General features: G+C 53.8%; 11 protein-coding genes. All 11 read right to left on the bottom strand.

What is annotated here, in order from left to right; translation table 11 throughout:
* The coding region (locus OEL57_RS09090; RefSeq protein WP_300739827.1) for a 3'-5' exonuclease at window positions 1-243 on the bottom strand (243 nt) is incomplete at its 3' end.
* 90 nt (window positions 244-333) lie between these two features.
* Window positions 334-1,203, bottom strand: a complete 870-nt coding sequence (locus OEL57_RS09095) for a diacylglycerol/lipid kinase family protein (RefSeq protein WP_300739829.1) — start codon at window positions 1,201-1,203, stop codon at window positions 334-336.
* A gap of 12 nt (window positions 1,204-1,215) precedes the next feature.
* A complete protein-coding gene (gene trpC / locus OEL57_RS09100) occupies window positions 1,216-2,016 on the bottom strand; it encodes an indole-3-glycerol phosphate synthase TrpC (protein ID WP_300739831.1) in 801 nt (266 codons plus the stop codon).
* Window positions 2,017-2,028: 12 nt separating this feature from the next.
* Window positions 2,029-3,078 carry an anthranilate phosphoribosyltransferase gene (trpD, locus tag OEL57_RS09105; protein ID WP_300739833.1) on the bottom strand — a complete coding sequence of 350 codons (1,050 nt, stop codon included), beginning with the start codon at window positions 3,076-3,078 and terminating at the stop codon, window positions 2,029-2,031.
* A 68-nt stretch (window positions 3,079-3,146) separates the two neighbouring features.
* A complete protein-coding gene (locus OEL57_RS09110; protein ID WP_300739835.1) occupies window positions 3,147-4,271 on the bottom strand; it encodes a response regulator in 1,125 nt (374 codons plus the stop codon).
* An 88-nt stretch (window positions 4,272-4,359) separates the two neighbouring features.
* A complete protein-coding gene (locus OEL57_RS09115; RefSeq protein WP_300739837.1) occupies window positions 4,360-5,586 on the bottom strand; it encodes a serine hydrolase domain-containing protein in 1,227 nt (408 codons plus the stop codon).
* Window positions 5,587-5,982: a DUF2914 domain-containing protein gene (locus OEL57_RS09120; protein ID WP_300739840.1), complete on the bottom strand. Its 396-nt coding sequence runs from the start codon at window positions 5,980-5,982 to the stop codon at window positions 5,587-5,589.
* 21 nt (window positions 5,983-6,003) lie between these two features.
* Window positions 6,004-7,185: a bifunctional glutamate N-acetyltransferase/amino-acid acetyltransferase ArgJ gene (gene argJ, locus OEL57_RS09125; RefSeq protein WP_300739842.1), complete on the bottom strand. Its 1,182-nt coding sequence runs from the start codon at window positions 7,183-7,185 to the stop codon at window positions 6,004-6,006.
* A 2-nt stretch (window positions 7,186-7,187) separates the two neighbouring features.
* Complete coding sequence (gene secA / locus OEL57_RS09130; protein ID WP_300739844.1) at window positions 7,188-9,887, bottom strand: preprotein translocase subunit SecA; 2,700 nt, start codon at window positions 9,885-9,887, stop codon at window positions 7,188-7,190.
* Between the two features lie 65 nt (window positions 9,888-9,952).
* Window positions 9,953-11,053: a rod shape-determining protein RodA gene (rodA, locus tag OEL57_RS09135; protein ID WP_300739846.1), complete on the bottom strand. Its 1,101-nt coding sequence runs from the start codon at window positions 11,051-11,053 to the stop codon at window positions 9,953-9,955.
* Window positions 11,050-11,830 (bottom strand): penicillin-binding transpeptidase domain-containing protein (locus OEL57_RS09140; RefSeq protein WP_300739848.1); only part of this gene is annotated, 781 nt, incomplete at its 5' end. The genes rodA and OEL57_RS09140, both read right to left, overlap by 4 nt.

Below are 11,830 nucleotides of genomic sequence, written 5' to 3' on the forward strand. Positions count from 1 at the left end.
AACAAACTCCAGAAACCAGGGCCAGACCTCTTCCGGTGCGGGCTTGCCTGCCAGCATCTGTTCTGAGATGCCATGTACCCGCCAGGCGCCGTAGCTGATCGGTGTGTTGGTGTTGATCAGGGTTGCCAGTTCAGCCACAATCTGACCGCTCTCTACGGCAACCGCGCCGATCTCGATTACCCGCCCACCGTTTTTGACCGAAAGCCCGGTGGTTTCGGTATCTACAACAACAATTCTATGCATATTTTCACCCTAGCACAGCAGTATGACAAAATAGGTCATTTTCAAATTCAGGCAATAAAAAAGCCCGCATTTAATACGGGCTGACCAGCGTTAGACTATCAGGTTGTTAAAATCAGGTATCGGCCTGATGGTAAGCGGCCCTGTTCCAAAAACGTCACCATCCAGTTGCACCGGCTTGTCGGTTTCAATCAGGATCGATTCCTGACTGACGCAGAGGGCATCAGGCGCGTCATATCTGCCCCGCAAAAAGACGGTGGCGGTGAAGCGAAGCAGGCCCAGGGGGGTACGAAACGGCAGGGGGGCAACCACCAGTTGGGGGGTGAAGAGACTGGCCTGGGGAACCAGACAGTAGGGACCGGCATAGTGGGCGGCATTGGCGACAATCAGGCTGTTGCAGTGACGTGTCTGTCCGTTGCAGCTGACGGTAATCAGACGATTATCCCAGTTGATACAGCGTCGCAGGCCTGCCAAAACATAGGCCCCCTTCCCCAGCAACCGTTTTTCTGATGAGCGCACATCTGCAACTGCCTCGGCATCGGCACCGATACCGGCCATCAGGACAAAACGTTTGACTCCGTTACTGGAGCTGGCTTCACCAACCGTGAAAGGCCGCAGCGTGCCACGGGCAATCCGCTCAATCGCATCCTGCTGGGAGGATATGCCCAGTTCCCGGGCCATGACATTGGCGGTGCCAAGGGGGATGATCCCCAGGGTGGCGCTACCTTGGGGCATACTGTTGATAACGGTGTTGATGGTGCCATCGCCGCCAACAGCGATAATGGTGGGTGATGTTGTCGTGTTACAGAGGTTGGTAACGGCCTGCATGGATTCTGCAAGGCTCCGGGGAAGCAGGGGCTGCGGGTCAAGCCCGACAGCCCTCAAGCGGGTAAGGATCTGTTCAGCTTTAGCAGTGGAATAGCTGCCAGAGGTAGGATTGAAGACAACATGTACGGTCTGCATGGTGCAGATATCCTATGAAAGCAGCTCTTGCAACTTTGCGCCGATATCTTCTTCCCGCATCAGAGATTCGCCAACCAGGAAGGCACCAGCGCCGCCAGCCTGCAATCGCTCAATGTCAGTCCGGTTGTTGATGCCGCTTTCAGCCACCAACAGGCGTCCGGCAGGCAGCATCTTTGCCAGACGCTCGGTGGTGCCCAGATCAGTGACAAAGGTACGCAGATTACGGTTGTTGACGCCGATCAGACCGATATCGGTTTTACAGGCGATCTCCATCTCTGCTTCGTCATGCACCTCTAACAGAATATCCAGATGCACAGAACGGGCGACACCTGCCAGATCAACGATCTGTTGAGGTTCCAGGATGGAGGCGATCAGCAGGATGGCATCAGCACCGGCTGCCCGGGCTTCATAGACCTGAAACGGATCAATGATAAAGTCTTTACGCAGCATCGGCAGACCGACCTGTTCACGAATCAGGGCCAGAAAACGCAGGTGTCCCAGAAAGAACTTCTCATCGGTCAGCACAGAGAGACAGGTGGCGCCGTTGTTCTGGTAGATCTCTGCGATCTCCAGCGGGTCAAAATCATCCCGGATCACCCCTTTGCTGGGTGAGCCCTTTTTTACCTCGGCAATAATAGCGGTCCAGTCCGAGGCCACGGCGTCACGCAGATGTCGCTCAAAACCGCGGGGGGTATCTTCAAGGTCTGAAATTCTTACCTTAAGCTCGTCAATTGAGGCTGCCAGACGTGCTGCAGCAACCTCTTCCCGCTTGTGGGCAACAATGGTTTTAAGGATATCAGGGGTATCACTCATTGCAGAGTCCTCTTAGTTGGTGAGTGTGGCCAGCTTTTCAATCTGCATGAGGGCAGCACCTGAATCAATGGCACTGGCAGCCTGGGTGACCCCTTCAGCTACCGTGGCACAGCGTCCGGCAGCCAGCAGGGCATAGCCAGCGTTCAACAGGACGATCTCACGCTTTGGCCCTTGTTCGCCCGCAAGAACGGCACGGACGATAGCGGCATTGACAGCGGCATCGCCCCCTTTGAGCGCCTGCATGCTGCAACGGGTGAAGCCAAACTCTTCCGGCGTGATGGTAAACAGCCGCACACCATCTGGAGTTACTTCTGCCGCTGCGGTCTCACCGGTCAGAGTGATCTCGTCCATACCATCCCTGCCATGCACGACAAAACCGCGCTTACAGCCCAGGCGGTGCAGCACGCCGGCCATTTTTTCAACCAGTTCCTCCCGGTAGACCCCCATCACCTGACAATCGGCATTGGCCGGGTTGGTCAGCGGCCCCAGGATGTTAAAGACGGTGCGGATGCCGATCTCACGGCGGGGACCGATGGCATGTTTCATGGCACCATGCAGGGCCGGGGCAAACAGGAAGCCGATCCCGATTCCATTGATGCAACGTTCAACCTGTTCCGGAGTGATATCCAGGTTGACACCCAGCTTTTCAAGAACATCGGCACTACCGCAGGCAGAGGAGACGGAACGGTTACCATGTTTGGCCACCTTGACACCGCAGGCCGAGACAACAAATGAAACCGTGGTGGAGATGTTAAAGGTGTTGGTGCCGTCACCGCCGGTGCCAACCACATCCAGAATGGTTTCCTGATCAAGGTTGATGTCGTCGCGGTCAATGTCCAGCACGTTGCGTCCGACCCGGATCGGTGTGGCCCGTTCCCGCATAACCCGCGCAGCACCACTGATCTCTTCAACAGTCTCCCCTTTCATCCGCAGGGCAGTGATAAACGAGCCGATCTGAGCTGGGGTGCATTCACCAGACATGATCTGGTTCATCACCTCAATCATCTCACCTTCGCGCAGGTCATGCAGTTCAACCACTTTTGCAATTGCCTGTCTGATCATGGTGTTCCTCCTTGCAAACACAAATGGGGATGTTGCCATCCCCATTTGTAACCAGTATGTGTCAACCGTTATTTGGCTTCAGTGATCCGCTTGATTGCTTCCTTGATCATGGCTTCCGCCAGATCAGGTACCACTTCCCAGACAATCCGCTCAATGGTTTCTTTTGAAGCTGACAAGAGAGCAGTCTTCAACTGCTCATCTGTCAAAGCAACGGCACCGGCAACAGGCGCAACCACCGGCAGCTCGGCAGCAGCTTCAACCGGAGCAAAAACCTGCGAAGGCAGTTCAGCAACCGGCTCCATGACCGGCTCCATGACCGGTTCTACGGCAGCTATCGGCTCAAAGGCATCCGGGCTGAACGCGGTTGCAGGTTCTGAAACTTCTTCTGCAGGCTCTTCACGGAACTCAAAGGTCTGTTCCTCAACCGGCACCCACGAAGAGCCTATAGTATCATGCTGTGATTGTACTACAGGTGCTACAGCTGCCTCTACAGGTGCAACAGTATCAACCTGATTGGTCTCAAAAGGAGACACAAACGTTTCCTCAACCGCAGTTACCGCAGCAGGCTGCGGGGTAAAGGCACCCCAGGGATCATCCGGAGAGCGGGCCGGTTCAGGTTCAAACGCAGGAGCTGCAAAGGTTGCAGCAGGTGCCGCAGGAGGTTCAAAGGAAACTGTTGGCTCAGTCACGGGAGGAACTTCTGCAAAGGGTGAGGCCGTTTGTTCAAAGGCAAACGGCTCTTCCGCAATGGTTGCCTCAACCGGAGAAACAGCAGGTGTAACCTCCGGAGCAGCAACTGCAGCGCCACCGGTACGATTAAGACCAAGCTGATACAGCTCCTGTACTTTGGCAACAATCTGCTGGGATTCAAACGGCTTGACAATATGGTCATCAGCACCACACTGACGCGCCTTATCCTCGTCAAACGGCTCAAAGGAACCGGTTAAAAGCAAAACCGGCTTGGAAGCAAGGGCGGCATCCTTACGGATCGCCTCACAGACTTCATAACCGCTCATGCCCGGCATCAGGGCATCTATCAGCAATACATCCGGCTGAAGTTCCTGTGCTTTTTGCACGGCAGCCTTGCCGTTATCAACCACGGTAAGGGTATAGTCGTCTGACCCGAAAATAATTCCGACGACTTTCTGGATAGTAATACTGTCATCGGCCAGAAGTATTGAGATGCTGCCCATCGGTCCCTCCCCGCAAGGATTGCTGATGATGCGCTACAGAAGAATTGGCACAAAACGTGGAAGACACTAACATACGGCCCCACGAGTGTCAAGGCACAGTATTTTGGGGCATTTGTGCGTCAGCCATTTTTTCATGCCCTGCAAACAGTGCCGCCGCAAGGGTCGAGATGTCACTCCGCAACCGGTTAAAACCACGCCGGTTACGGTAATCAAGCCTGGTTGTCAGCAATACAACATACAGATTTGCCTCCGGGTCAATCCAGACCGATGAGCCGCTGTAGCCGGTGTGACCATAGGAGACTTCAGAGAAAAGTGCACCTTTTGGTGCAGAAAATGGCGACTCTCTATCCCACCCAAGCCCACGTACAATTTTCCCGTTTCTAAAAAAATAGGGGGCGGTCATCTGGGCAACGGCTCGCGACGAAAGGACCCGTTGTCCATCCAGAGTACCACCACTCAACAACATCCTGGAGAACCGTCCCAGATCTTCGGCAGTACTGAACAGACCTGCGTGACCAGCCACCCCTCCCAACAGACGAGCATTATCATCCTGTACTACACCGTTCAATACCCCGTTACGGCCCCCCAGAGTTGCCGCTGTATTGTTATTTGCAACCGGGTTGAAGCTGGTAGACCTCATCCCCAACGGTTGGTAGAACGCCTCCTGGCAATAGCCATCAAGCCCAAAGGCGCTGATCCTGCGGACCAGATTACCCAACAGGATAAAATTGATATCCGCATACAGAAATCGGGTACCCGGTTTGTCAGATGATTGGGAAGCAGCGCGACTGATGGCGCTTTCCAGTGGTGCAGAAGGGTCAAGCATACCGTCATGCAACCCGGAGGTATGGGTCAGCAGGTGTAATACCGTTATCTCCTTGCCCCTAAACTCCGGAAACCAGCGGGAAAGGGGATCAAGCAGCGAAAGCGCCCCCTGATCCATCAGCCTGATGACTGCTGGTGTCGTAGCAAACACCTTGGTCAGGGAGGCGACATCAAAAACAGTCCCAACCGTAAGCGGTCGGGAAGCAGGTTCAAAACCTGCACGTCCTGCGGCATGGGTGTAGAGCGTGCCATTCCGGTTGCCCACCAGTACCACTGCACCGCTAATCAGGCCCCTTCTGACCGCATTCTGCAGCATGGTATCAAGCACTGCGGTTCGCCCAAGTTCCTGCAGCGGATCCTGTTCAGCATAAGCCCTTTCAACAGGCGAACAAAAGAGGCTGCAAGTGACAATAAGGAGCATTATGCCCACGCTCGGGCGCAGAAAAAAGCCGCCCATCAGGCGGCTTGAGGGTACTCTATGCATCTTCATTTACTGTATCCTGAACTCCACTGATTTGATAACCGTTCCTGCCACGTCCTTGACATCAACACGCCAGTTGCCCACACTTGAGGCATCAACCGGCAGGGTGCTGTAGGCCCGCCAACGTTTCCCCTTAACCACCAGATCCGTCTCTTTCATTACCTGACCGCCCCGCGACCAAACATGTTTTATCATTGTTTCAGCAGTGTCATCGGTCTGCGTACGACTAAAGCAGTATAACGCCTTGACCGTACGATGAGAAATACGATGCACCGCATCGATTGGCTTGCCCTTTGACACCTTGGTGGTAACAGCCAACTCGGTAATGCTGAGTGACCCTGCCCAGAGCGGGACAGCCATGGCAACCAGAAGCAGTGCGAACAGAACCGATAGCAGCTTTTTCATCGTGCTACCTCCCGTTGGGAATCAGGTACGATAATCTGCGTTGATACTGACGTATTCGTGGGACAGGTCAGAGGTGTAGACCGTTGCACTCCCCTGCCCCACCCCAAGATCGACCAGCACGCGAAACTCTTTTTTGCGCAACACTTCGGTGCCTCTGGCCTCGGCATCACCACCGCTGAAGATACCTGCCTTAGCCATACAGACATCATCAAACCAGAGCGCCAGCAGGTCAGGATTTACCTTGGCCCCTGAATAACCAACTGCCGCAAAGATCCTGCCCCAGTTTGCATCCTGCCCAAAAAAGGCGGTCTTGACCAACGAAGAGTTGGCAACTGCCATGGCAGCCCGCTTGGCATCGGCATCAGAATCAGCACCGGTAATGCGGATCTCAACAAACTTGGTGGCACCTTCGCCGTCTTTAACAATCAACTTGGCCAGATCCAGCAACACCTCATCAAGCAGTCGGGCAAACTCCTCAGCCTCCGTTGATCCGGCAGTGATAACCGGCGTTCCCGCAGCACCATTGGCCATCAGCAGACAGGTGTCATTGGTGGAGGTATCACCATCAATGGTAATGGCGTTAAAAGAGCGCTCAACACTGCGACGGAAGATGCTATCGATCAAGGCAGGATCAATCGTTGCATCAGTCAACACAAAGGAGAGCATGGTGGCCATATTGGGCATGATCATACCAGCCCCTTTGGCAACACCGGCCACGGTATAGCTGACACCGCCTGCACTGCCGCTCCGCTGGGCAGCCTTGGGAAAGGTATCGGTGGTCATGATGGCCGCTGCCAGATCATCAATAGTTGCACTGCCGCAACCGGCCACCAGAGCGGGAATGGCTGCGGTCAGGCGTTCCATCGGCAGTGGCACACCGATTACACCGGTGGACGAGACCTGCACCAGCTCCTCTGCAATACCCAATCCCTCTGCCAGCAACTGACTGGTCGTACGGGCATCCAACATGCCCTGGGCGCCGGTACAGGCGTTGGCGTTACCGCTGTTCACCACCAGGGCCTGGGCCTTACCACCGGCAATCCGTTCAGCAGAGAGCAGCACCGGAGCCGCCTTGACCGCGTTGGTAGTAAAGACCGCTGCAGCCGTTGCCGGAGTCCCGGAAAAGATCAGGGCCAGATCCTTACGCCCCGGCTTCTTGATGGCTGCTTCTACAACTGAAAAAGTAAAACCTTTTAACGACATGGCTATTTACCACAACACTTTTTATATTTTTTGCCACTGCCACAGGGACACGCCTCATTACGACCGGCATTTTTCTTGCTCTTGGCAGGCTCGGCAGGGTGCTCATCATCATTAACCGTGATGGCCTGGAACATCTTACGGCTACGCTCCACCTGTTCTTCTTCCAGCTCGTCAATATCTTCTTCTTTCTCAATCTGAACCCAGAAGACCTTTTCAACGGTTTCCTCACGGATACGGATAATCATCTCCATAAAGAGGTGGAAGGCCTCTTTCTTGTACTCCTGCTTGGGATCTTTCTGACCATAGCTGCGCAGCCCGATCCCTTCTTTGAGATGGTCGATATTCAGCAGGTGGTCTTTCCAGTGGACGTCAATCGCCTGCAGCATCACCACCCGGATCAGATGATCCATCAGTTCATCACCAAGATCTTCAGCCTTGCGATTGACAATGGCGTGGACCTGCTCCTTCAGCATGGCCTGCAGACCATCGGCATTCAGGCGGGCGATCATCTCACGGGTCAGTTCCAGTTGCAGCGAGAAGCAGCGGAAAACGGTCTCGGACAGCGACTCCCAATCCCACTCAAGCGGTGCATCCTTTTCAAAGGCATAGGCCTTGACAATATCACCGATGGTGTCATCCAGCATCTCAAGAAAACTCTCGCGGATATCTTCACCAGCCAGGATCTCGCGGCGCTGGGTATAGATGACCTCACGCTGCTTGTTCATGACGTCATCGTAATCAATCAGGTGTTTACGAATCTCGAAGTTATGGGCCTCCACCTTCTTCTGGGCATTTTCAATGGACTTGTTGATCATGGTATGGGTGATCGCCTCCCCCTCTTCAATCTTGAGGAAGTCCATGATCTTTGCCACCCGCTCGGAACCAAAGATCCGCAGCAGATCATCCTGCAGCGAGAGATAGAAACGGGATGAGCCAGGGTCACCCTGACGACCGGAACGGCCCCGCAACTGGTTATCAATCCGGCGGGATTCGTGGCGCTCGGTACCGATGATATGCAGACCGCCCAAAGCCACCACCTCATCATGCTCAGTGGCACACTGTTGTTTGAACTGCGCCAGCATGGCGGTGGCCTGCTCTTCAGTGGCTTCTGGATTGGCCAGTTTCCACTGTTTCAGCAGGCTATCCGGGTTACCACCCAGCACAATATCGGTACCACGGCCCGCCATGTTGGTGGCTATGGTGATCATCTTTTTACGTCCAGCCTGAGAAACAATCTCAGCCTCTTTTTCATGCTGCTTGGCATTCAGGACAAAGTGAGGCACCGCCTGCTTGCGTAGCAGTTCAGACAGCACCTCTGATTTTTCAATCGAGATGGTTCCCACCAGGCAGGGCTGCCCTTTTTCGTAATGTTCCTTGATATCGTTAATGACTGCAGTAAACTTCTCCTGCTCCGTCTTGTAGATCACGTCAGGGTAATCTGGACGCAGCAGGATACGGTTGGTGGGAATCACCGTCACATCCAATTTGTAGATTTTGTGAAACTCCTCTGCCTCAGTATCGGCAGTACCGGTCATACCGGACAGCTTGGCATACATCCGGAAGTAGTTCTGGAAGGTGATGGTGGCCAGAGTCTGGTTTTCACTCTCGATCCGCACCCCTTCCTTGGCCTCAACAGCCTGGTGCAGACCATCGGACCAGCGCCGGCCAGGCATCAGACGACCGGTGAACTCGTCAACAATCAGCACTTCGCCATCCTTGACCACATAATCCACATCCCGCTTATACATGGCGTGGGCACGCAACGCCTGATTGACATGGTGCAGGGTCTCGATATTGCGAGGGTCGTACAGGTTCTCGATCTTGAGCAGTTTTTCTACATTGGAAACACCCTGTTCCGTCAGGGTGGCACTCTTGGCCTTTTCATCAATGGTGTAATCACCGGTATAGGTCTTTTTCTTGCCGGAGATGGTATTGGCCTCAACCTCTTTGACCTCACCCCGCACCAGACGGGGGATAATCTGGTTGATGACGTAGTATTTGTCAGTGGATTCTTCTGTGGGGCCGGAGATAATCAGCGGTGTACGGGCCTCGTCGATCAGGATCGAGTCAACCTCGTCAACAACGGCAAAGTTAAAGCCACGCTGCACATAATCTTCCAGCGAGAACTTCATGTTGTCACGCAGATAGTCAAAACCAAACTCGTTGTTAGTGCCGTAGGTAATGTCGGCAGCGTAGTTTTCACGGCGTTCTTCATCGGTCAGACCATGCAGGATCACGCCGGTGGTAAGCCCCAGAAAACCATACAAACGACCCATCCATTCCGAGTCACGCCGCGCCAGATAATCGTTAACCGTAACCACATGTACGCCCTTGCCAGACAGCGCATTCAGGTAGGCCGCCAGTGTCGCCACCAGGGTCTTGCCTTCACCGGTCTTCATCTCGGCAATCTTGCCGGCATGCAGGGTCATACCGCCGATCAGCTGCACATCAAAATGGCGCATCCCAAGCTCGCGACGCCCGCCTTCACGACAGACGGCAAACGCCTCGGGAAGCATGGAATCAAGGGACTCCCCCCTGCTGTAACGCTCCTTAAACTCCGCCGTCTTGCCCCGTAGCGCTTCGTCGGATAAGGCCTGCATCTGTGGTTCAAGGCTGTTTATCTTTGCCACAATCGGCCAGAGCCGTTTCAGTTCACGTTCGTTTTTACTGCCAATAACCTTGCGAATCAGGCTGCTTATCATTGAATATCTCCAGGCTCTATAACTGATACATACATGAAAAACCGATGAACTCTAGCACATAAAAACTAAAACATAAACCTTCGCATACTGATGCTCTGCAAAATACCCACACCGACCATGGAGGTGATCATGGAGGTACCACCATAGGAGAAAAACGGCAGCGGCACTCCAACCACCGGAAAGAGACCGATGACCATGCCGATGTTGATAATCGTATGCCAAAACAACATTGCAGTCACGCCAACCGCCAGCAGACCGCCAAGCCGGTCATTGCAGCGCCGGGCGATATTCAGCCCCCAGAGAATCAGACAGAGGTACAGCACAATCAAAATCAGAGTACCGACAAAGCCCCATTCTTCTGCAAAGACAGAAAAAGCGAAATCGGTATGCTGTTCCGGCAGAAAGCGCAGCTGAGCCTGGGTCCCCTTAACATAGCCCTTGCCCCAGAACCCACCGGAACCAACGGCTATTTTACTCTGAATGATATGATACCCACTACCCAGACGCGATCTTTCAGGATTGATAAAGTCAAGCACCCGGTTTTTCTGATACGGCTTCATATAGACCGCCCAGGCAAACCAGAAAAGCGGGACCGTTACCAGAGTAAACGTTACGATAGTAGACCAACGAAAACCGATATAAAAAGCCATGGAAACAGCGATCAACACAACCAGAGTGGCAGTGCCAAGATCAGGTTGCTTCATGATCAACAGGGCTGGAACCACCAGCAATGCCAGAGGAAACAACATCTCTTTAACCCTCAGCCCACCGACAGTATGATAATTATTAAAGAAGCGGGCAAAGGTCACAATAATCACAATCTTCATCAACTCTGAGGGTTGAATGGTAAAAAAGCCGAGGTTAAGCCAGCGGGTTGCCCCCAGCGAACGCTTGCCCACCACCAGCACGGCCACCAGCAGCAGAATAAGAAAACCGTAGAACCAGTAGGAAAAATCCTCAAGGATATGATAATCAAGACTTGCCACCACCAGAGACAGCAGCAGGCCAAAGGCCATCCAGTTCAGCTGTTTAATATAATAGGCGGTCCCCCCCAGCTTGTAGGCAGCTGATGCACTATAGATATTAAGAATCCCCATCAGACAGATGACGCTGACCAGACCGATCAGCGTCCAGTCAAAGCTGGTTACAAGCCGTCGGTCAATCACTCGTCTGCTCCCCTTTCAGCCTGATTATCATGGTGCCTGACGGGTGCTTCAGCCGATTCATCTTCCTGTGGTTCCTGTGCCTGCGGTTGCTTTGGCGCAGGCGGCTTCTGCAGATCAAAGTAGCTACGCAGAATCTTGCCGGCAATCGGAGCTGCCACCGCACCGCCACCACCGCCATGCTCCACCACCACTGCCACGGCAACCTCCGGCTTGTCGTAGGGGGCAAAGGCCACAAACAAACCATGATCCATATGTTCGTACTTGCGGGCTTTTTTACGGTCTTCCCCCAGTTTTACGACCTGAGATGTACCGGTCTTGCCAGCCACCTTGACATCCCATAAACGGGCATTGGCACCAGTCCCACCAGGATCATTGACAACGGCATAGAGGCCCTGCTTCACTTTTTTAAACGAGGCCGGAGAGATACCGGTGGTACCAAGCGTTTCAGGCGCAAATTCCTTAATGGTTTTGCCATCAGGGTCAACCACCTTCTTAACCAGATGTGGCCGGTAAATGGTCCCTTCATTGGCAACCGTAGCCACCATGGAGGCCAACTGAATCGGTGTCATCAACAGATAGCCCTGTCCAATGGCCACCGGCAGGGTCTCACCGGGAAACCATTTTTTACCAAAACGTTTCAGCTTCCAGGCGGATGTGGGAATCAACCCCTTCTTTTCATTTTGCAGCCCTATCCCCAACTCGCGCCCCAGCATAAAACGTTCAGCCATGGCGGCAATCCGGTCCACCCCCAGCTTTTCGCCTAACTGATAATAGTAC

Source organism: Trichlorobacter sp. (assembly GCF_030247655.1).
Taxonomy (GTDB): domain Bacteria; phylum Desulfobacterota; class Desulfuromonadia; order Geobacterales; family Pseudopelobacteraceae; genus Trichlorobacter.

Bases quoted from the DNA above. Each gene is read 5' to 3' on its own strand.
- trpD (WP_300739833.1), bottom strand. From the start codon at position 3,078: ATGATCAGACAGGCAATTGCAAAAGTGGTTGAACTGCATGACCTGCGC.
- OEL57_RS09110 (WP_300739835.1), bottom strand. From the start codon at position 4,271: ATGGGCAGCATCTCAATACTTCTGGCCGATGACAGTATTACTATCCAG.
- OEL57_RS09095 (WP_300739829.1), bottom strand. From the start codon at position 1,203: ATGCAGACCGTACATGTTGTCTTCAATCCTACCTCTGGCAGCTATTCC.
- secA (WP_300739844.1), bottom strand. From the start codon at position 9,887: ATGATAAGCAGCCTGATTCGCAAGGTTATTGGCAGTAAAAACGAACGT.
- argJ (WP_300739842.1), bottom strand. From the start codon at position 7,185: ATGTCGTTAAAAGGTTTTACTTTTTCAGTTGTAGAAGCAGCCATCAAG.
- OEL57_RS09115 (WP_300739837.1), bottom strand. From the start codon at position 5,586: ATGAAGATGCATAGAGTACCCTCAAGCCGCCTGATGGGCGGCTTTTTT.
- OEL57_RS09120 (WP_300739840.1), bottom strand. From the start codon at position 5,982: ATGAAAAAGCTGCTATCGGTTCTGTTCGCACTGCTTCTGGTTGCCATG.
- trpC (WP_300739831.1), bottom strand. From the start codon at position 2,016: ATGAGTGATACCCCTGATATCCTTAAAACCATTGTTGCCCACAAGCGG.